Source organism: Flavobacterium fluviatile (assembly GCF_010645065.1).
Taxonomy (GTDB): domain Bacteria; phylum Bacteroidota; class Bacteroidia; order Flavobacteriales; family Flavobacteriaceae; genus Flavobacterium; species Flavobacterium fluviatile.
Map to the genome: position 1 here is coordinate 39,084 of NZ_JAADZW010000004.1, position 21,449 is coordinate 60,532.

At 35.9% G+C, this 21,449-nt stretch carries 15 protein-coding genes; 5 read left to right on the forward strand and 10 right to left on the reverse strand.

What is annotated here, in order from left to right; genetic code table 11:
* Positions 1 to 41: 41 nt before the first annotated feature.
* The 6 genes from GXM17_RS06830 to GXM17_RS06855 form a co-directional block, all read right to left on the reverse strand.
* Positions 42 to 1,010 carry a glycoside hydrolase family 43 protein gene (locus GXM17_RS06830; RefSeq protein ID WP_163398548.1) on the reverse strand — a complete coding sequence of 323 codons (969 nt, stop codon included), beginning with the start codon at positions 1,008 to 1,010 and terminating at the stop codon, positions 42 to 44.
* Between the two features lie 16 nt (positions 1,011 to 1,026).
* Complete coding sequence (locus GXM17_RS06835; RefSeq protein ID WP_163398549.1) at positions 1,027 to 2,649, reverse strand: arabinan endo-1,5-alpha-L-arabinosidase; 1,623 nt, start codon at positions 2,647 to 2,649, stop codon at positions 1,027 to 1,029.
* 11 nt (positions 2,650 to 2,660) lie between these two features.
* Positions 2,661 to 4,208: an alpha-N-arabinofuranosidase gene (locus tag GXM17_RS06840; protein ID WP_163398550.1), complete on the reverse strand. Its 1,548-nt coding sequence runs from the start codon at positions 4,206 to 4,208 to the stop codon at positions 2,661 to 2,663.
* A gap of 61 nt (positions 4,209 to 4,269) precedes the next feature.
* Positions 4,270 to 5,271 (reverse strand): arabinan endo-1,5-alpha-L-arabinosidase, encoded by a 1,002-nt coding sequence (locus GXM17_RS06845; RefSeq protein ID WP_163398551.1) that lies wholly within the window; start codon positions 5,269 to 5,271, stop codon positions 4,270 to 4,272.
* Between the two features lie 124 nt (positions 5,272 to 5,395).
* Positions 5,396 to 6,979 (reverse strand): RagB/SusD family nutrient uptake outer membrane protein, encoded by a 1,584-nt coding sequence (locus tag GXM17_RS06850; protein ID WP_163398552.1) that lies wholly within the window; start codon positions 6,977 to 6,979, stop codon positions 5,396 to 5,398.
* Between the two features lie 29 nt (positions 6,980 to 7,008).
* Complete coding sequence (locus tag GXM17_RS06855; RefSeq protein WP_163398553.1) at positions 7,009 to 10,050, reverse strand: SusC/RagA family TonB-linked outer membrane protein; 3,042 nt, start codon at positions 10,048 to 10,050, stop codon at positions 7,009 to 7,011.
* Between the two features lie 550 nt (positions 10,051 to 10,600).
* Here GXM17_RS06855 and GXM17_RS06860 point away from each other — a divergent pair.
* Positions 10,601 to 11,290 carry an NUDIX hydrolase gene (locus tag GXM17_RS06860; protein ID WP_163398554.1) on the forward strand — a complete coding sequence of 230 codons (690 nt, stop codon included), beginning with the start codon at positions 10,601 to 10,603 and terminating at the stop codon, positions 11,288 to 11,290.
* Positions 11,291 to 11,396: 106 nt separating this feature from the next.
* On the opposite strand, the gene fsa is transcribed toward GXM17_RS06860, so the two are convergent.
* The 4 genes from fsa to GXM17_RS06880 form a co-directional block, all read right to left on the reverse strand.
* On the reverse strand, positions 11,397 to 12,053 hold the full coding sequence (fsa, locus tag GXM17_RS06865; RefSeq protein ID WP_031453962.1) for a fructose-6-phosphate aldolase: 657 nt from the start codon (positions 12,051 to 12,053) through the stop codon (positions 11,397 to 11,399).
* A gap of 22 nt (positions 12,054 to 12,075) precedes the next feature.
* On the reverse strand, positions 12,076 to 14,118 hold the full coding sequence (locus GXM17_RS06870) for a transketolase family protein (RefSeq protein WP_163398555.1): 2,043 nt from the start codon (positions 14,116 to 14,118) through the stop codon (positions 12,076 to 12,078).
* A 449-nt stretch (positions 14,119 to 14,567) separates the two neighbouring features.
* Entirely contained in the window at positions 14,568 to 15,719 is a 1,152-nt protein-coding gene (locus GXM17_RS06875) for a geranylgeranyl reductase family protein (RefSeq protein WP_163398556.1), read from the reverse strand.
* Between the two features lie 239 nt (positions 15,720 to 15,958).
* On the reverse strand, positions 15,959 to 16,957 hold the full coding sequence (locus tag GXM17_RS06880; RefSeq protein ID WP_163398557.1) for a GntR family transcriptional regulator: 999 nt from the start codon (positions 16,955 to 16,957) through the stop codon (positions 15,959 to 15,961).
* A gap of 102 nt (positions 16,958 to 17,059) precedes the next feature.
* Here GXM17_RS06880 and GXM17_RS06885 point away from each other — a divergent pair, with 102 nt between their 5' ends.
* Genes GXM17_RS06885 through galE form a run of 4 tightly spaced genes read left to right on the forward strand, consistent with a single transcriptional unit; the run spans position 17,060 to position 21,380 of the window.
* A complete protein-coding gene (locus GXM17_RS06885) occupies positions 17,060 to 18,106 on the forward strand; it encodes an aldose epimerase family protein (RefSeq protein ID WP_163398558.1) in 1,047 nt (348 codons plus the stop codon).
* A gap of 37 nt (positions 18,107 to 18,143) precedes the next feature.
* Positions 18,144 to 19,310, forward strand: coding sequence for a galactokinase (gene galK / locus GXM17_RS06890; protein ID WP_163398559.1), 1,167 nt, complete (start codon positions 18,144 to 18,146; stop codon positions 19,308 to 19,310).
* 2 nt (positions 19,311 to 19,312) lie between these two features.
* Positions 19,313 to 20,362 (forward strand): UDP-glucose--hexose-1-phosphate uridylyltransferase, encoded by a 1,050-nt coding sequence (locus tag GXM17_RS06895; protein ID WP_163398560.1) that lies wholly within the window; start codon positions 19,313 to 19,315, stop codon positions 20,360 to 20,362.
* A 1-nt stretch (position 20,363) separates the two neighbouring features.
* Complete coding sequence (gene galE, locus GXM17_RS06900) at positions 20,364 to 21,380, forward strand: UDP-glucose 4-epimerase GalE (protein WP_163398561.1); 1,017 nt, start codon at positions 20,364 to 20,366, stop codon at positions 21,378 to 21,380.
* Positions 21,381 to 21,449: the final 69 nt, after the last annotated feature.

A 21,449-nucleotide genomic window follows, 5' to 3' on the forward strand; every position in this document is an offset into this window, starting at 1 on the left:
GGTTATAAAGCATGGTATATAAATCCGAGTGATACTAAAAATTATTGAATTCCTTCTGTCGTCATCACAATACGTTTCATAGTTCCGTCTTTGTTATAAAATAGTTTTTCAACACAAACCGAACGTCTGAAACTTCCTCCATGTGTTGGAATTGCTCCAGTGTGATATACAAAATACCATTGCCCTTTAAATTCAATTATCGCCTGATGATTGGTATTACTGTTTCCGGCTACTTCGTTTAAAATCCCTTTGAATTCCCAAGGTCCGGTAATAGATTTACTCATTGCATAGGCAATTTTTTCAGGAAAATCATAAGCATACGATAAATAGTACCAGTCTTTACGTTTGTGAATCCAAGGCGCTTCGGTAAATTTTGGCAAATCGACTGTTTGAATTTCGCCATCCATTTCGATCATGTTATCTTTTAATTTTATGTATTTGCATACGGTATTTCCCCAGTATAAATAAGCTTTCCCATCATCATCAATATAAACCGTTGGGTCAATATCATCCCAGCTGATTTTGGTTTGCGTAGTCATATCGTTGGTGATTAACGCTTTTCCGATAGCATCTTTGAAAGGGCCAAGCGGATTATCGGCAACCGCAACACCAATGGCTTTCCCATGTATACTTTCGTTGTGGGTAACGGTTACAAACCAATAAAACTTTCCGTTTTTTTCTATTACCTGACTTGCCCAGGCATCACCTTTTGCCCAGGAAAAATCGGTTGGTTTTAACGGAATCGGATGTTCTTTCCAGGTTTTCATATCCGAAGAAGAATACACCAGCCATTCGTTCATTCGATATGAATTGACATCGTTTGGTGCTTCATCATGACCGGCATAAATATAGACTTTGTCTTTATAAACCAGAGCACCAGGATCTGCCGTGTATTTATCTGTAATTATTGGGTTATTTTGTTTTACCTCAACAGTTTTATTAGTCTGAGCATTTACTTTTGAAGCTAAAACAGCTAACGATATGCAAAACGGAAAGAATAATTTTTTCATTATAATTGTTTTTTTTTTATTTCTTTTTACCCCAAAATGGTAAACCTGCCGAGGTAAGTCCTGAATAGGTAATGGTAACTTTTCTGGTAGAAGTTTCCCAATCCCAGGCATCTTGTACTTTGCATTTTACATCATTAATGGTCAATGTTTTTGTAGTACTGTCGTAAGACCATGTTCCCGTCATTGCTCCTGATATTTTTTTGTCAGCCGTTAAAAAAATGGTTCCTGACTTTTGCATGGTTTTGTATTGATATTGCATCGAAATATGTTCCCATTCACCTATAAAAGAAGCTTCCGTTAAAGTAGTTGCAGGTACTCCGGCATAGCGTTCCGGAGCCACTACCGGCCAGCCATCGGCAGTCCATTCAATTTCACGAACATGTCCCATCATTACAGCATTAGAAACATTTACACCCGGAACTCCTTCTGGCAAACGCGCTTGTGAAGCATAATACCATTTTTTTGAAGTAGGATCCTGAAAAACAGAACAATGTGCAAAACCAACCCAACCTGTATGATTATTAAATTGGTACGGGTGTGTAAGCATCGGGAAACAATCGGCGCCACTGGTAACATTGGCTCCATTAATGCCCACATAAGGACCTAAAATATTTTTAGATCTTGCTACACGGGTATTGTATGCCACTGATAACTCATCATAGGCCAAGAATAAATAATAATATTGTGTATCCGGATTGTAAATGATCTCAGGTCCTTCTGATGCCTGCCAACGGCTTGAAGAATGCCTCGAGGCAATTTTGGTTCCATAATCTGATAATGTTTTTAACTGATCGGGTTTTCCTGTTGTTGGATTTAATTTTAAAGCTACAATTCCCGAATGCCAGGAACCATAAATTAAATATTGTTCTCCTTGTGGTGTTTCGATAAAAGTTGGATCAATGGCGTTGTATTTGAAATAAGCATTTTCCCAATTTCTGGCTCCTGTATATGAATAGGGCTTTACGCCATCAGGTTCTGAGCATACCACCATTCCTTTATCAGTCCAATTATTTGATCCTAAATCATCAGTTTCCATCAAACCAATAAAAGCACGTTCTGACCATGAAGTATCAAAACTAGTTCCTGTAATTGGCTCATCTACCACAATACTGTAATACATACGGAATTTGTTACCCACTTTTTTTACAAATGGTGCCCAATAGCCATATCTCGGATTTGCAATTGGTGGAAGAGCTGGATTCATACGTGCTCTCTTATTATTTAAAGAATCCTTAACCCAAGCAGGAGCCGATTTCATCGACGCTCCCATGAATTCCCAATTGATTAAATCTTTGGATCTTCTGTAAAAAAAATGTCCATTCCCATCGTGAGCATTTCCATATGAGGCATCCGTTTGGTACATATAATAATAGTCACCACTTTTTTCGACAGTTGGATCGTGAACGTTGGCTAAATTCCATTGGGCCCTGCTGTTCCAGGAAGAAATAGCAGTATAATTATCGGCATAAGTTGGTCCCGGAAAAGCTGGAGGAACAACTACTGGAGGAACAACAACTACCGGCGGATCTGGATCTTCAGTTGCAGGATCATCACCTGAACAGCTTACTGTAGCAGCAAGAGTCAATAAAAAGAGCCCTAAACAAGAAGCATTTTTTAAAATGGATTTCGGTTTTTTCATCTTTTTGTATTTTATTTTCCTTCTAAAACAACAACTGAGAAAGGAGGAATTGTGATTTCTAATTTTCCTTTTTTGTTTTCGAAACCTTTAAAAGCTGTTGGTACAATTTTATTAGGTGTATCGAATGAATTGTAATCCTGTAATTTTGCTGATGTAATTATGGTTCCTGTGAAGTTTTTAACTCCCAGATCTTTTACATCAATCTCTATTTTGTTTTTATTTTTTGCATCGACGTTCACTAAAGAAATATGAATTGCTCCTTTTTTATCTTTTGAAGCAGAAGCTGATACTGCAGGAAGTGTTTCTCCATTTACTTTGTACAACGGCGACTGAAAACTTATTGGTAGTAATTTTGCATCCTGATGAACAGCATATAATTTCATTACATGGTATGTTGGCGTAGTAATCATTTTGGCTTTATCTGTAAGGATAACAGCCTGTAAAACGTTCACACATTGTGCTAAATTTGCCATACGAACCCTGTCAGCGTGATTGTTGAAAATATTAAGGGTTGATCCGGCTAAAACGGCATCTCTCATAGTATTCTGCTGGTATAAAAATCCCGGATTTGTTCCCTTCTCCACTTCGTACCAGCCACCCCATTCGTCAACCAGCATGGCTACTTTTTTCTCAGGATCATATTTATCCATTATAGCACCGTGTTTGGTAACCAATTCTTCCATTTTTAGGGCAGATTGCATGGTTTTGAAATATTGCTCTTCGGTAAAATCAACTCCGTCTCCTTTTTTATTCCAGTTGATTACAGCGTAATGATGAACCCCAATACCCCCTAACATATTAAGTGGAATGTTTTTCATTAAAACTTCTGTCCAGTTATAATCTCCGCTATTAGATCCTGATGCAATACGCGTGATTCCGCCAGTATTTTCCCAATCCGACATGAACGTGGCAAACTTGCGGTATTCTCCGGCATAATATTCTGCCGTCATATTACCTCCGCAGCCCCAGGCTTCATTACCAATTCCCCAGAATTTAACTTTCCATGGTTCTTTACGACCGTTTTTTACACGCAAATCACTCATCGGACTTTTACCAGAAAAGTTCGTGTACTGAACCCAGTCAGCTAATTCCTGAACGGTTCCGCTTCCTACATTTCCTGATAAATAAGGTTCTGTTTCAAGAAGTTCACACATATTCAAAAAGTCATGCGTTCCAAAACTGTTATCTTCAGTTACGCCGCCCCACCATTTATTTACGATAGTTGGTCTTTCTTCTTTTGGTCCAATTCCGTCTTTCCAGTGATACGTATCTGCAAAGCATCCTCCAGGCCATCTTAGGTTTGGAATTTTTAAATCTTTCAAAGCCGCAATAATATCATTTCTAACGCCTTTAGTATTTGGTATTTTTGAAGTGTCACCCACAAAAAAACCTCCATATATACAGCGTCCTAAATGCTCTGCGAAATGACCGTAGATATTTTTGTTGATGACTGGAGCTTTGTCATCATTTTTTAATGTGACAACTGTAGTTTCTTTTTGAGCGAAAGTAATTTGATTACAGAATGTAAAAACAAATAGAATTAAAAACGTCTTTTTCATAATATAGTTTATAGATAGTTATAAAGAGGAAAATTAATCAATTTTTCTCTTTATTAATTTTTTAATAAGAAAGCGTTGGCCAGCCTCCTGACCATGTAAAATAAACAATTTCCATTTTCGGATTTCCATTGTCTGCTTTATTGTAATAATGAACAGCTCCTTTTTGTGTTCCTGTAATTCTGGATAGATGACCCGGTCCGATGTAATTTCCCTGAGAAGCTAAAACTGTAGTTCCGCCACCACTTTTTAACGATAACCCGTTTTTATCCGTAAAAGGCCCAAATGGACTTGTTGAACGTCCTACTACAATATAATAAGTACTGTTTACACCGTTGCAGCACGTTCCGCGGTTTACAAACATATAGTAATAACTGCCTTCTTTGATTAAGCAAGGTGCTTCCCATGATGCGCCGTTTCCTCCGGCTACCACTGTCCTTGTTCCGGTTGGTTTTCCTGTGGAAGGATTAATCTGAACTACTCCAATTCCGGCATGCCAGGAACCATAAGCCATGTAAACATTACTTCCATCGACTAAAATAGAAGCATCAATTGCATTTACATCTGAAGCTGAATTAGAAGAGACAACAACACCTCTGTCCGTCCATTTCGTTCCGGCACTTTGTGAAATTGAAGGAGCCGTAACTAATCCAATAGCCGATCTTGCAGAACCAAAAGTAGAACAGGAATAATACATATTCCATCTGTTATTGAACCACGCAACATCCGGAGCCCAAAATGTTTTGGTAAAACCCGGAACATAACTTGTTATCCAGCCCGGAGTTGATGTAAATACAGAAGTACCCCATGTCCAGTTGACTAAATCTCTGGAATATGTCATTGGAATATTATCACCGGTAGTAAAAACATAATAGTTAACACCGCTTTTTACAATTGTGCCCGGATCATGTGAAGGAACATTTCCGGCAACTGTTTTTGCGGTTAAATTTTTAATTTGAGAATCCTGAGTTACAGCATTTGTTTCTTCGCTTTGAGAAACAATATCTTCATTTTGACAACCTACTAATAATATTGCTAATAAAACCCAACCTGCAATTGCTTTCATTGTATAATAATTTTGGTTATTGTAAAATTTTAACTTCTCTGGTATTCAATGTTTAAAACATAATATCACATAGCAGTTTAAAGCCGCCATATGATATTATGCAATCTAACTAATTCAATAAATATTAATAACTGTCATTTTGTTGTATTCCTCCCGGATTATTATCTTTTTCTAATTGAGGAATTGGGAAAAACTCTCTTCCTGGTACGTACGAATTAAACTCTACATCTCTTGACTTTAACCAGGCTAATTTAGCCTCATCCTGCAGCCATCCCCAACGGCGGATATCATCAAAACGGTGGCCTTCAAGAGCAAATTCTAAAAATCTTTCATGACCAATTTGTTCTCTCATTTGGGTTTGTGACATGTTTGGTTTTGTAGTTGCTAAATTTGGCAAATTCACCCTGTCTCTTACCATTTGAATATAAGTGTAAGCCCCCGGAGTATCACCTGTTTCGTTTAAACATTCTGCATACATTAACAAAATATCAGCATAACGCATTAGACGCTCGTTAATTCCTGAACGCCAATCGTATTCATCAGCAAATCCACCATCTGAATTTTGATATTTTGCACAAAATAAATCATTTAGATCACCTGCATTAGCTGCATATTTAGTTGCGAAATCTACCCCGTAAAGTTTCATCCCTCCTGGTTTGTTGTAGAATATAGTAGCATCTAAACGTGGGTCATCACCGCCTGTTTTTGTTTTTTCATCATGAAATTCATTAAATAAAGCCCATGTTGGCTGTACGTCTGTCCATCCAAAAGCTCTTGGTGCATATGTGATAGCTCTTGCTGATGTTTTTCCCCAGTTTGAAGCTGGTATTCCACCCCAGCTATTTTCAACACCACCTGCTGCTCTGCTAAATTGGACTTCGAATAAAGATTCTGAATTGTTTTCATTGGAATCTGTAAAGTTATCCCGATAATTTGCCGTTAATGAATAAACACCTAAATCGATTACTTGTTTAAAAGTTGTTCTTGCATTTGGAAAATCTTTAGTAAACAAATACGCTTTTCCTAAGTATCCTAGTGCAGCTCCTTTGGTTGCACGTCCTTTTATGGTATTTCCATTAGAATCCTTTGTGTCAATTCCATTTACTCCCTCGTACGTAACTGGCAGCAATTCTGCAGCGGCTTTGAAATCAGAGATTACCTGAGCCCATCCTTCTTCTTGTGTTTTTTGTGGATAGTAAACTGCCAGTTCAGTTGGTATTGGCACATTTTTAAACATGTTAACTGCATGAAATAAATACAAGCCTCTTAAAAAATAAGCCTGACCAAGAACTCTGTTTTTTAAAGCAGCATCGGCGAAATCAATTTTTGGCACACCCGCTAAAACCTGATTTGCCCTATTTATACCCTGATAGTAAGTTTCAAATGCCCAGCCATAAATTTCAGCATTTGATACATTTGAGTTAAACCGGCCAACATTATACATCGCCGGCCAAGGGCTATTACTTCTTGAATCGTCGCTTTTTGTGTCTAATAATAAAGGAGTACTTCTCATGTAACTTCCATCATTTAATAAACTTGAATAGGCCGCATTAAGTCCTTCTACTGCATCTACATCTGTTGTCCAGAATTTATCAACAGAGTCATTATTTGGATCTAATTGTATAAGATCTTCATCATTGACACAGCTGGTGGTTATTAATGCAAGTGCTAAAAAACCCGCTGCATAATTAAATATATTGTATTTCATTTTGATTCGTTTTTAATTGGTTGACTAATTTAAAATTTCACTTCAAACCCTAAAGAAATAGTTCTTGGATTTGGGAAAGAACCTGCATCATACCCTCTTGAAAGCAGTCCGTCATTACTATTGAAATCAGGGTCATATCCTTTGTAATCTGTTATAGTGAAAAGATTTTGACCATTTATAAATACTTTAGCTTTTTCAATAAAAAAGTCAGCAGGCACTGGGATTGAGTATCCAATTTCCATAGTTTGTAATCTTACATAATCCCCATTTTGGATAAAACGATTAGATTCTCTTGCATTGGCATTTGGATCTCCAATGATTGGACGCGGAACATTCGTATTAGTATTTGTTGGAGTCCAGTAATTAAGGGCATCTGTACTGTGGTTTACATATTGACCTATCATCAAGTCACGGTACATTGCATTGAAAACTTTATTACCTCCTGAGCCTTGCCAAACCATTGTGAAATCAAAGTTTTTATATGAAGCTCCAAAATTTGCACCAAAAGTATATTTTGGAATTGCTGATCCCTGATAAACTCTGTCCTGATCCGTAATTGCTCCGTCACCGTTAACATCCTTGAAACGTATATCTCCAACACCAGCATTAGTTTGTGTAGGCCCAGCTGCTAATTCTCCAGCATTTTGAAAAATTCCATCAGTTTGATATGCATAAATTTCACCTACAGATCTTCCTATTTCCGTTTTAGCAAAAGTTCCATATAATGGATTTCCTGAAACTCCAATTTTTGTCACTTCATTATTTAAAGTTCCTACGTTTGCAGAAATATTGTACTTGAATTGATGCTTTGAATTGTTATAAGCAATAGTGAATTCTAAACCGCTGTTTTTCATAGAAGCAGCATTAGTCAAAACATCCGCTGGAAAAGAACCTGTAGAATAAGGTAATGGTACTCGAATCAGAAGATCATCAGATTTTTTATTAAAGTATTCTGCTGTAAACTGTAAATCATTGTTAAAGAAACCTAACTCAAGTGCAATATCACTGCTTATAGATGTCTCCCAACGTAAATTCGGATCTAAGGAACTTACCACCGTTGTTCCGTTAGCTAACTCATTATTAAAATTATAACTGGCAAAACGATTTACCGTTGTAGCAAAAGAATAAGCAGGAATTGAATTATTTCCTAGAGTACCCCAGCTTCCTCTTAATTTGATATTACTTACCCATTGTGGCAAGTGAATGAATTTTTCATTGCTGATTTTCCAGGCTCCGGAGAAAGAGTAAGAATTAACTTTGTTATATTTCTGTCCAAAAAGTGATGATTTATCTTGTCTGAAATTTGCCTGAAATAAATAACGGTCATCAAATGAATAATTTATTCTACTGATATAAGATATACCTGTAAGTGTATTTTTATATTCTCCAGCGCTAATATCATCAGCATAGTTTACCTGACTAATTTCTCCAGGAGTATAACCTTTCCCTCTTGACCAATGATTGTAATAGTCTTTTGCTTCCTGAATCCATCCTGCCAAAACATCAAATTGATGCAAACCAAGCGTTTTCTTATAGGTCAAAATATTATTAAGGAAAGTATTTGTCTGATTAGCATTTGCTATATCTAAAGAAGCTTCGTCATTTGTAGTGATGTAATACCATCCTAAATCACTTGGCGGTATGAACAATCTGTTTTGAGTATCTGTTCTATCATAACTTGCGTCAAGTTTGTATTTTAATCCTTTAACGATTTCAAGTTGACCCCAAATATCCCCAATAAAACGGTTTCTTCTGTCTCTATTTTGTAATAAGTTGTTGAAACCAATTACGTTTATAGAAATAGCTCTCTGTGTTGCATTGTCTGTTCCGCCATATCCTCCTAATCTGTTTTCATCATAAACAGGCATTGTCGGGATAGCTGTCAATAAACTGGAAATAGCTGATTCTCCAACATAACTGTTAAATTTTTCTTTACCAGACTGTGTATATGCTATTTTGGTACCATAACTGAATCTTCCTTTTTTTCCTGATAAATTCAGATTCATAGTATATCTTTCATAATCTTGCGGTGATTCAACATAACTGTCATTTTTAAAATAATCTAAGTTCACATTATAGTTTAAACCTTCAGACCCTCCACTAAGTGTTAATGACTGATTTTGTACAATACCTGTGTCAAAAGCCTCATCTTGCCAATTTGTATTTACATTGTTAATATATTGAGGATTAGTTGGGTCATTTCCCGGAGCAATTGTTAATCCCGCATTTCTTTCAGCTTCGTTAGTTATAGTCTGATATCCAACTCTGTCTGTTACTGACCATTTTTTTGGTACAGTTTGGAATCCTGTTAGAGATCTAATCCCAACACTCATTTTTCCTTGTTTTCCTTTTTTTGTCGTAATAATTACTACTCCGTTAGCTCCGCGCACACCATAAATAGCTGCGGCAGCTCCATCTTTTAATACCTGCATTGATTCAATATCGCCCGGAGCAAAATCATAAGGATTTTCTACAATCATCCCGTCAATGATAAAAAGTGGGTTAGTATTTGCAAATGAAGTAATACCTCTAATTTTAATATTTACAAAACCTCCCGGTTCACCTGATGATTGTACAGTTACACCAGCTATCTGCCCCTGAAGCATTTTTGCCGGATCATAAGTGACTATAGTTTTAGCTTCTTTCAGGCTTACTACTCCCACTGACCCTGATAGGTCTGCTTTCTTTTGTGTACCATATCCAATTACTACTACTTCATTCAGTTTATTGCTGTCTTCCCCTAAGGCTACATCTACTTTTGATTGATTTCCAACCGTCACTTGTTGGTTTTGATATCCTATAAATGAAAAAACTAATACATCGTTTGGTGATGCTTTAATCGAATACTGTCCGTCAAATCCGGTTGTGGTTCCGGTTTTGGTTCCTTTTATCGTAACATTTACTCCCGGCAAAGGCAATTTGTCCTGTGTCGAAGTAACAATTCCGCTAATCTCCTTGCCCTGAGCCGACATAAGATTAACAGAAAACACTAGCATAAATAATGCTATAAGCCATTCTTTTTTTGGTAACACGAAATTCCAATAAAGAAATAATTTTTGGTTTGTTATCATACTGGTTTTTTTAAGTTAGTTAGTATATTATTATAAGTGTTAATTTTACATTTGTAAATATAAATAAAAAAAAACTGCAAAAACAAATTAATAACATAAAAAAAGTGAATAAAAAAAATACATATCATAATTTAAGTGTTAAATCAACATTTAAAAAATTGACTTTTTGTCAAAAAAGAAGGGATTTAATGACTTTATTTGTGTAAAAACTACACTTTTTGTCAAAATGAAGCTTTTTAATCAAAAATTCAATTGTTAAAAAAAAGTTATTAATATTATATTTAATTGTAAATAAAGTAGGATGTTTGTGTTTTTGTACTAAAAAACGTAATTAAAAAAGTTAATTTTTACTTAAATACTATTTTGTAAGGAATAAAAAAGTGCTTTTAGTATAAAAACATATGATCTTACTTTATTCCTTTTTTAATGAGAATAAAAAATATAGAAATCTGAAAAAATTTTTCTAATTAACTTAGCAAGTGTAAAATCAACATTAATAAATTATGAAACCTATCAGGAAGTTTATATATTTACCAATAAAATATAAAATATGCTAAACAGTTATAGCTCTGCGGATAAGGTATTATTGGCAGTAGATTGTATCATTTTTGGATTTGACCATCAGGGACTAAAAATACTTTTAATCAAAAGGGACTTTGAACCTGAGAGAGGCAAGTGGTCATTGATTGGTGGCTTTTTAAAACGTGATGAAATATTAGACGATGCTGCTATTCGTATTCTGAGCACCTACACCGGGTTACACGACATCTATATGGAACAGCTGCATGCTTACAGTGAAATAGACCGTGACCCCGTTGACAGAACTATTTCTGTATCCTATTATGCGCTGATTAACATTGAAAACCATAATGAAGAACTGATTAAAAACTATCATGCAGAATGGTTTAGTATAGCAGATGCACCAAATCTTATTTTTGACCACAACGAAATGGTTCAGCATGCTATCAGAAGATTGCGTTACAGAACTTCGATAAAACCAATTGGATTTGAATTACTTCCTGAAAAATTCACCATGCGTCAGTTATTAGAATTATATGAAGCGATTTTAAGTAAGGAGCTGGACAAACGTAACTTTATCAGTAAAATAAATTCTTTGGAAATTTTAAACAAACTGGATGAAAAAGATATGCAGTCTTCCAGAAAAGGATCCTACTTATATACGTTCAACAAAGAAAAATATGAAGAAAAATTACTTAACGATTTTGTACTGAATTTATAGAAAAACAAGAGATTAAATAAAAAAGAAAACCCTGAAAGCCACAAATTTTCAGGGTTTTGCATTAAATAAAACTACTATTAAAAAACTAAACTAATTCTCTTTATTTTTAGCTATTGCCTTTTTGATAATCTGCCAAAAACGTAGCTAAGCCAATATCTGTCAATGGGTGTTTCAACAATCCTTCGATTGCGCTCAACGGACCTGTAATCACATCTGACCCAATTTTTGCACAGTTGATAATGTGCATTACATTTCGAACAGAAGCTGCCAATATCTGGGTTTCAAAACCGAAATTATCATAAATCAGTCTGATTTCTTCAATCAGATTCATACCGTCTGTTGAAACATCATCCAGTCTTCCGATGAACGGAGAAACATAAGTCGCCCCGGCCTTAGCTGCCAGTAATGCCTGCCCTGATGAAAACACCAAAGTACAATTGGTTCTGATTCCTTTATTCGAAAAATATTTAATGGCTTTAACTCCGTCTTTTATCATTGGAATTTTCACCACAATTTGCGGATGAAGGGCTGCCAGCTTTTCTCCCTCGGCAATCATGCCTTCAAAATCTGTTGAAATTACTTCGGCACTTACATCGCCGTCAACCAGTTCGCAGATTTTTATATAATGGTCAAGAATATTCTGTGCTCCGGTGATTCCTTCTTTCGCCATCAATGACGGATTCGTAGTAACACCATCCAAAACCCCCAAATCATTGGCTTCTTTAATATCTTTTAAGTTGGCTGTATCGATAAAAAATTTCATGTCTTCTTTTTATTTTAATGAATTAAAAATTGTTTTCTTTTAAATAGTTACTGATTTCCTCGGCTGCATTTTTACTCGTAAATCCGAATTTCTGATCCAGAACCGAAGCCGGAGCTGAGTATCCAAAATGATCCAGACCAAATACTTTTCCGTTACTTCCAACCAGATTTTCCAGATTAACCGGAAGTCCTGCTGTAAGTCCGAAGACCAGTCCATTATTCGGAATTACGCTTTCCTGATATTCTTTTGGCTGTGATCTGAAGAGCCCTTCAGAAATTATCGATGCTACATTTATTTTTATTTTCAGTGTACTTTCAAGTTCGTTCGCAGCGTCAATTAATGTTGACACTTCTGATCCGTTGGCAATTAAAGTGGTATCCGGATTTTGAACCGATTTTACCAAATAACCTCCTTTTTTTGCTCCAGACGCTTCTTCAAACCTAGAGTTTCCATTAGTTGGAAGATCCTTAATTTCCTGTCTGGAAAGAATCAAACCGGTTGGTGTTTTCTTGTTCTCCAGTGCCATTTGCCAGGCTACAGAAGTTTCAACAGCATCTGCAGGACGTAAAGCCAGTAAACTCTGCTCTCCTGAATGGTTTTTAATTTTTTCCAATAATCGAATTTGAGCTTCCTGCTCGATTGGCTGGTGGGTTGGTCCGTCTTCTCCTACGCGGAAAGAATCGTGCGTCCACACATATTTTACAGGTAATTCCTGAATCGCAGCAAGACGAATAGCCGGTTTCATATAATCTGAAAAAACGAAAAACGTCGCCACAACCGGGATTACTCCTCCGTGAAGTGCGATTCCGTTCGCAATTGCAGCCATTGTTAATTCTGCTACTCCTGCCTGTAAAAATCCGCCGTTAAAATTATTTTTTTTCAGAACTGATGATTTTTTAAGGAATCCGTCTGTCTTGTCACTATTCGATAAATCTGCAGAAGACACAATCATATTCTCAACATTCTCGGCCAAATAACCTAAAACTGCTGCAGAAGCATCACGCGTTGCGGCATTTGCTTTTTGTGCAATACTTCCAAAATCCAGATTTGGCAAATCTCCTGAGAAAAACTGCTCAATTTTTTTTGCCAATGCAGGATTTTGATTTTCCCAGGCTGCAATTTTTGCCTTTCTGTCTGCCGATTCTTGTGTCTTTTTGTTTAAAATTGCTGCGTAATGTGCTGCAACTTCTTCATAAACCGCAAATGCATCTTCAGGATTTGCTCCCAGATTAAGCAATGTTGATGTAAAGCATGCTTTTGTACCTCCAATCGGTTTTCCGTGCAGTTCGCATTGTCCTTCATACATGGATCCGTCAGCTGTTACGCAGCCTTTGCCCATTATAGTTCTTCCTATAATCAGGGTTGGTTTTTCAGTTTCGTTATTAGCATCTGTTAGTGCTTTACGAATTTGTTCGTGATCATGACCGTCTATTGTAGTTACTTTCCAGCCCCATGATTCATATTTCATCGCTGTATCTTCTGTCGTAACCTCATCAGTCATCGAAGAAAGCTGAACATCATTAGAATCATAGAACATAATAAAATTATTCAGTCCCAAATGACCTGCAATACGCCCGGCCCCCTGTGAAATTTCTTCCTGAACCCCTCCGTCTGTTATAAAACCATATATTTTATGATCGAATAAATTATCAAATCTGGCTGATAAAAATTTAGCTGCGATTGCTGCCCCAATTCCCATCACATGTCCCTGCCCTAATGGTCCTGAAGTATTTTCGATACCGCGTTTCACATCAATTTCGGGATGTCCTGGCGTAACAGAACCCCATTGTCTGAAATTTTCTAAATCTGTTTTTTCATAATTTCCAAGCAAATGGTACTGTGCATACATCAAAGCCGAAAGATGTCCTGCATCCATAAAAAATCGGTCCCTGAAAATCCATTGCATATCGGTTAGATCGTATTTTAAATATTCGGTATATAAAATGTGAAGAAAATCAGCTCCTCCCATAGCTCCTCCGGGATGGCCTGAATTTGCTTTCTCAACCATCGAAATTGCTAAAGCACGTATATTATCTGCAGCTGACTGGTCTATTTTGTTGTTCATTTTTAAAGTTTTTTTTAGTATTGTTTTTGTGGTTTTAAAGGAGAATTGTCGATTTGTTAATGCAGGATTTTAAGTAGAAATAATTCTGAAAATGGGTAGCAGAAACAAATCAAATAATAAGTGTAAAATTTACATTTACAAATGTATGTAAAATAATTTCAGAAAAACAAAAAATATTTTGTTTATTTTTTTTACTAAATTTTTAATGATTTATTAGTCTTACATAAAATATAATGCTATTTAAGCAAATTAGAAGAAAATTACCTAAAACTAACTTTAAAAATATTTGAAGTAAATTGCCTCTAAAGTCTAATGTTTTAGACTTTGTTTTGGTTAAAGAACAGCATTTTGTAGCGGACAAAGGCATTTCAATTGAAGTTCTTTTAGATTTCAAAAAAAAAAGGTTTCATTCTGTACTAACAGAATTGGAACCTTCTTAAATTTTGTAACTATTTAATCAAAAAATTAGCCCCTTTAATTTTTTCACGTATAGCCTTTTTATAATCTTTAGGGTACGTTCTGGCTCCCATAAAAATATCTGTCATGGCATTCGCTAAAACTGGACCATAATTCTTAGCGATAAAATTGCGTAATATCTTTTTACTGTAGAAAATTTTGGCCAAAGTAACTCCGGCTTTTATTTCCGGTAAAATGCCATTTTCTAATTTTTCATGATACAGTTCTGAAGATCGTACAGGATCCAGTTTCTCTTCTATAATGGATTGTGCTGCTAAGATTCCGCTTAATATGGAGTTCGAAATACCCTCTGCAAGTATGGGGTCTGCAAATCCTGCTGAGTCGCCAATTAAAAAAACATTTTTCCTGACGAAAGTATCCGTTCTTGGAGAAACCGGAATTACAAATCCGTGGGCATCTTCTTTTACAATTTCTGTAATTCCCAACGTTTTTAAATAGGCTGCGTAATATTTTTTCAGATCAATCTTCTGATTCGCTTTTGTTAAAATGCAAACGCCTACAGATAAGTGATTTTTTTTAGGAAAACACCATCCATAACCGGACGGAATCGCATCGACATCAAAACGAACGTTTTTTGATAATCTTTCAAAATCAGCCTGAGGAACTTCTATCTCGTATTCTAAAGCCGGGATGACATTTCTGGTTTCCTGCCATCCTGCCATTTTAGCTATGGGACTTAAAGCACCATCTCCGGCAATAATAAATTTTGCCTGTATATCGCCCTCAGAAGTATGAATAGTCTGCATTTCTCCAAAAGTGATATTCGTAACTTTATGGTTTTGTAAGAGAGTAACACCGTTTTCTTTTGCTTTTTCTACAATCAGATTATCAAAAGCATCACGCATAATCATGCTAATGATGGGCTTGTCTCTTTTTGTTGTTAGCTTGATATTTGTGTTTGAGAAATAAGTATCTACTTCATAGAATTCTTTTTCAACAACTGATGAAACATCAAAAGGAATATTTATCCTTCCTCTGTGCACCAGGCCACCACCACACGTTTTATATCTTGGCAGAATTTCTTTTTCAATGATAACAGTCGTAATTCCGCTTTTTGATAATTCAAAGGCTGCAGAAGCTCCGGCCGGACCGCTTCCTATGATGGCTACATCAAATACTTTCATTGTTTTTTTTCCAAAACTAAAGGAATCATAGTAAAAAACAAAATTTTAACCCGTTGGTGTAATTATTAAAAACGTCAGTTCGAGTGTTTTTTGTGCAGGAAACGAAACAAAAAATGTATCGAGAACCGTTTTTAATGATAACTTTTCTGTTCTCGATACAATCCCGATGAAAAATCGAGATCGAACTGACGAAAAATTATCATCAAAAACTAATTTCACCAACGGATTTCAACAGAATCTCAAAGCGAATTTCGCATAATCAGCGATGATTTGTTTTCTATTTGTTCATTTTTTCCTTTGAGAACCATATCGGCCAATATTTTTCCCATGTCTTCAAAATGGGTCGAAATGGTAGCGATTCCGTTTGCAACAACTTTTTTCAAGGAAGTTTCATTATACGAAATAATGCCAAAATCAGTTCCTAATTTAAGATTGTGATTTCGTGCATTTTCGATTACCCCAACCAGGTCACGATCGTTCGGAATCACATATAAATCTCCAATTGCGATTTCATGATCGGTGAACTGGGTGATAATTTCGTAGTCAAAATTATATTTTGCACAAAAATTTTCAAATCCGGTTTTCATTCCCAAAGGCTCACGGAAACCCGGGAAAATTAAAATCAGTTTTTTGTATTTGCCCAGTCTTGATTTTCCTTTTAAAAGTCCTTCAAAAATATCTTTTTGGTGATTTTGATAAATGGCAGGATAAATTTTTAAGTCGGGATTGGTCTGGTCCAGGATAATCACTTCGTTTACTGGTAGGGTTTTTATCGTGTCAATAATGCCCGTCAGATTGGTCGGCATAATGATGTATTTGGTATAATTGCCGTTACTGTCATTTATTAATTTTTTGAAGACCGGAACATTAAAATGATGGAAAAAAATATCGACCTGAACGTTTTTTCCAATACTTTTTAAAAACGAATTATAGATGTCTTCTTTAAAAATATTAAGTTCATCAAAAAGCAAAAAAATCTTCTGTTTGATACTGGTTTCAATACTTTTAACGTAATATCCCTTGCCCGGAATAGCATAAATTATTCCCCTTTTTTTAAGTTCGTCATAGGCTTGGAGCACAGTATCACGAGATAAGGAAAATGCCAGGCAGACCTTGTTTACAGAAGGAAGCCTGTCCCCTTTTTTTAGCTTTTCTTCATCAATTGCTTTTTCAACTGAAAGAATTATCTGTTTGTATTTTGGCAAACCCAGATTATTTTGAATCGAAATGATACTCATACAAAAAGATTTTTTTGGCAATATACAAAAAACTGGTAGGTACTGGTATACAAAAAACGAAAATATATATAATTTTGAATTTTCACTTTTGATAAAAATAACATGAATTTAAAGCACATATCGCATTTACAAGATTACTCTAATTGCAAATTGTTTGGTTTAGCCCCTGATAACGAAGAAATTTATTGCTTTGAACTGACCAATAAAAATGGAATGATAGTACAGCTTACGAACTATGGTGCGACTGTAACTTCATTAAAAGTTCCGGCTACAGATGGAAAACTGACAGACGTAGTTTTGGGTTTTGACAATCCCAATTCGTATATTGAATCCTATAACTTACCAAGTGCTCCTTATTTTGGCACAACTGTCGGGCGTTATGCAGGACGTATTAATAAAGGACGTTTTACTTTAAATGACAAAACATTTGAGCTGGCAGGAAACAATAATGGAAACGCTTTGCACGGAGGAAATATTGGTTTTGGTCAAAAAATATGGGATGTTACGGATTTAACAAACCAGTCGGTAACTTTTCATCTGATCAGTGAAAATTTAGAAGAAAACTATCCAGGGGAATTACACGTTTTTCTAACCTATACCTTAACGGAAGAAAACGAATTAAAACTCGAATATAAAGCAACGACTACTGAAGACACCGTTATAAATTTAACCCACCACAGTTATTTCAACCTTAATGGGCATGATGCTAATGTACTGGATCAGGAAATGTTTATTGATGCAGACAAAATGCTCGAAACAAACGATGAGAGTATTCCAACAGGAAAATTCACTGCTCTTGACGGTCATGCCTTCGATTTCAGAACTGCAAAAAACTGTCCGGCTTCTATTGACAATTCGTTTGTTATTAATTCAAATGTCGAAATTGCAGCACAGTTATTCAGTCCGAAAAACAATTTAAAGATGAGCGTTTATACCGATCAGCCCAGCGTTCATATCTATGTGGGCGGAAACTGTTTTGATATTTTGAAAGGAAAAGAAAATGTAAATTACACTCCGGTAAGCGGAATTTGTTTTGAAACTCAAAATTTCCCTGATGCACCAAATCACAGTCATTTTCCTAATTCAGTTTTGAAAAAAGGAGAAGAATATCAACAGACGACCATTTATAAATTTGAAAATATAAATTAAAAATTAACAAAAAAAACTCTGATAAAATAAAAAAATAATGAACGAGATTTTAATACAGAATACCACTGCTTTTTTTGAGAAATCATTCGGAACAGCCCCTCAAAAAATTGTACTTTCTCCGGGAAGAATCAATATTATCGGCGAACATGTCGATTATAATGACGGTTATGTTTTGCCTGCTGCAATTGACAAAATTATCTGTTTTGCCTTTGAAAAGAGCAATTCGAAAACATCAAAAATTATTGCTATCGATTTGAATGAAGAATTTGAAATCGATCTGACTCAGGAAATTCAGTTAAGCGATGTCGTCTGGACCAATTACATTCGTGGCGTTATCAAACAACTGCAGGATAATGGCTTTTCTTTTGAAGGTTTCAACTGTGTTTTCAGCAGTAATATTCCCGTTGGTTCAGGATTATCTTCGTCAGCCGCTTTAGAATGCGGAATGATTTTCGGAATCAAAGAACTTTTCGGTTTAAAAATTGAAAAAAAGGATATTGCTTTATTAGGACAAAAAGCAGAACACTGGGTGGGCATCAATTGTGGCATTATGGATCAGTTTTCAAGCGTTCACGGACTTGAAAACAAAGTAATAAAACTGGACTGCAACACGTTAGAATTTGAATATCATAATGCTGATTTCAAAGATTATTCACTGGTTTTATTTGACAGTAATGTAAAACACTCCCTTTTTACATCAGAATACAACAACAGAAGACTGGAGTGCGAAGAAGGACTTTCGATTATCAAAAATCATTTTCCGGAAATCAAAACGTTCAGGGATTGTACTGAAGAGCAGGTTTTGAGTCTGAAGGATAAAATGTCTGAAGTTGTATTTAAAAGAGTTCATTTCGTCGTAAAAGAAATTTTGCGTGTTACTCAGGCTTGTGAGGCTTTAGACAATGGAAATATTGAACTTTTAGGCCAATTGCTTTTTGATACCCATGACGGGTTATCAAAAGAATACGAAGTTAGTTGTCCTGAATTAGACTTTATTGTTGAACAGGCCAAAAAAGAAGAAGCGGTTGTAGGTTCCCGATTAATGGGCGGCGGTTTTGGAGGCTGTGCCATAACCTTAATCAAAAAAGGAAGCGAAAACAGAGTCAAAGAAGCATTTACCAGCCTTTATTTTGATACATTTGGAATTGATTTAAAAATTTATGATGTGAAGGTCTCAAACGGAACATCACTTTATACAAATTAAGAATGAGAAATTTTGATATTAATGAAGATCCGCACAGACGGTACAACCCATTACTAAACGAGTGGGTTTTGGTTTCACCTCATCGTGCAAAAAGACCATGGCAAGGTCAGAATGAAACTATTTCAACAGAAAAATTACCTGAATACGATCCAACCTGTTATTTATGTCCGGGAAATGTCCGCGCCAATGGTGTGAACAATCCTGACTACGAAAGCTCATTTGTTTTTGAAAATGATTTTGCCGCTATGAAGCAGGATGAAATCATGTACGAAGACGACATCAGACAAACTTTTTTTAAGGCGCAACCGGAAAGGGGAATTTCCAGAGTTGTTTGTTTTTCGCCAAGGCACGACCTTACTTTACCGGAAATGGAAGTTGAAGGCATCGAAAATATTATCCGCACCTGGCAGAAAGAATATACAGATTTAGGCAATATCGACTATATTAACCACGTTCAGATTTTTGAAAATAAGGGTAGTGTTATGGGATGCAGCAACCCGCATCCGCACGGGCAAATCTGGGCTCAGTCTTCTTTGCCGACACAGGTTGAAAAAACCCAAAAAAACCTAAAAGATTATTTTCTTAAAAACAACCGCAATCTTTTACAGGATTACCTTAAAGCTGAATTAATAAAAGAAGACCGCATTGTAATCGAAAATGATCATTTTGCAGCATTAGTGCCGTTTTGGGCTATCTGGCCATACGAAACCATGATTATCAGCAAAAGGCATATTACCAAAATCACCGATTTTACGGCTGAAGAATTGAGCTCTTATGCTACTATCCTAAAACAGCTTACAACTAAGTACGATAACCTTTTCAATACTTCTTTCCCATATTCTTCCGGCATTCATCAGGCTCCAACAGACGGGGAAAGTCATGAAGAATGGCAGTTTCACATGCATTTTTATCCGCCATTGTTGCGTTCTGCTACTGTAAAGAAATTCATGGTAGGTTACGAAATGCTGGGTGAATCACAACGGGATATTACTCCTGAAAAAAGTGCTGCCGTTTTAAGGGAGTTGTCAGATATACATTATAAAAACAAATAAGATGAAAATAGTCGTTACAGGTGGGTTAGGTTTTATCGGCTCACACACCGTTGTTGAATTACAAAACGAAAATTTTGAAGTAATCGTAATCGACAACCTTTCTAATTCTTCCATTGAAGTTTTAGACGGTATCGAAAGAATTACAGGAAAAAGACCACTTTTTGAACAAATTGATTTAAGAGATAAAGCTGCCGTTCAGGATTTCTTTAAAAAATATGCTGATGTTTCAGGCGTAATTCATTTTGCAGCTTCAAAGGCTGTGGGGGAAAGCGTTCAGAATCCTTTACTGTATTATGAGAACAACATAAATTCTCTGGTTTACATTCTACAGGAATTACAGCAAAAACCAGAGGCTAATTTTATTTTCAGTTCTTCCTGTACAGTTTACGGTCAGGCCGAAAAGATGCCAATTGCAGAGTCAACTTCTATACAGCCGGCAATGTCGCCTTATGGAAATACCAAACAAATTGGAGAAGAAATTATTACTGATGTAACTAAAGTGAGTAATCTTAACGCTATTCTGTTACGTTATTTTAACCCGATTGGTGCACACCCGTCAAACGAAATTGGCGAGTTGCCGCTTGGCGTTCCACAAAATCTGGTTCCATTTATTACACAAACCGGAGTTGGACTACGAAAAGAATTATCGGTTTATGGAAATGATTACCCTACGCCTGACGGAACCTGCGTTCGTGATTATATTCATGTTGTCGATTTGGCAAAAGCCCACGTAATTGCAATGCAGCGATTAATCAACAAAACAAATGCTGACAAACTGGAAATTTTCAACTTAGGAACCGGAAAAGGAAGTTCTGTTTTAGAAGTAATTACTGCTTTCGAAAAAGCAAGCGGACAAAAATTGCCTTATAAAATCGTAGAACGAAGAGAAGGTGATGTAACTGAAGCTTATGCTAATACTGACAAAGCTAATAATGTCCTGGGATGGAAAACACAGTTATCATTGGACGAAGCAATCGGAAGTGCGTGGAAATGGGAACAAAAAATCAGACAAAAATAACCTGAAGAAAACATACAAATTGTATCTTTTTGTTACAAATGTAAAAAATACATTTATTTATGTTGCCAA

What these genes read in the sequence shown, in the direction of transcription:
- GXM17_RS06830 (WP_163398548.1), bottom strand. Translation starts at nt 1,010, where the DNA reads ATGAAAAAATTATTCTTTCCGTTTTGCATATCGTTAGCTGTTTTAGCT.
- GXM17_RS06835 (WP_163398549.1), bottom strand. Translation starts at nt 2,649, where the DNA reads ATGAAAAAACCGAAATCCATTTTAAAAAATGCTTCTTGTTTAGGGCTC.
- GXM17_RS06840 (WP_163398550.1), bottom strand. Translation starts at nt 4,208, where the DNA reads ATGAAAAAGACGTTTTTAATTCTATTTGTTTTTACATTCTGTAATCAA.
- GXM17_RS06845 (WP_163398551.1), bottom strand. Translation starts at nt 5,271, where the DNA reads ATGAAAGCAATTGCAGGTTGGGTTTTATTAGCAATATTATTAGTAGGT.
- GXM17_RS06850 (WP_163398552.1), bottom strand. Translation starts at nt 6,979, where the DNA reads ATGAAATACAATATATTTAATTATGCAGCGGGTTTTTTAGCACTTGCA.
- GXM17_RS06855 (WP_163398553.1), bottom strand. Translation starts at nt 10,050, where the DNA reads ATGATAACAAACCAAAAATTATTTCTTTATTGGAATTTCGTGTTACCA.
- GXM17_RS06860 (WP_163398554.1), top strand. Translation starts at nt 10,601, where the DNA reads ATGCTAAACAGTTATAGCTCTGCGGATAAGGTATTATTGGCAGTAGAT.
- fsa (WP_031453962.1), bottom strand. Translation starts at nt 12,053, where the DNA reads ATGAAATTTTTTATCGATACAGCCAACTTAAAAGATATTAAAGAAGCC.
- GXM17_RS06870 (WP_163398555.1), bottom strand. Translation starts at nt 14,118, where the DNA reads ATGAACAACAAAATAGACCAGTCAGCTGCAGATAATATACGTGCTTTA.
- GXM17_RS06875 (WP_163398556.1), bottom strand. Translation starts at nt 15,719, where the DNA reads ATGAAAGTATTTGATGTAGCCATCATAGGAAGCGGTCCGGCCGGAGCT.
- GXM17_RS06880 (WP_163398557.1), bottom strand. Translation starts at nt 16,957, where the DNA reads ATGAGTATCATTTCGATTCAAAATAATCTGGGTTTGCCAAAATACAAA.
- GXM17_RS06885 (WP_163398558.1), top strand. Translation starts at nt 17,060, where the DNA reads ATGAATTTAAAGCACATATCGCATTTACAAGATTACTCTAATTGCAAA.
- galK (WP_163398559.1), top strand. Translation starts at nt 18,144, where the DNA reads ATGAACGAGATTTTAATACAGAATACCACTGCTTTTTTTGAGAAATCA.
- GXM17_RS06895 (WP_163398560.1), top strand. Translation starts at nt 19,313, where the DNA reads ATGAGAAATTTTGATATTAATGAAGATCCGCACAGACGGTACAACCCA.
- galE (WP_163398561.1), top strand. Translation starts at nt 20,364, where the DNA reads ATGAAAATAGTCGTTACAGGTGGGTTAGGTTTTATCGGCTCACACACC.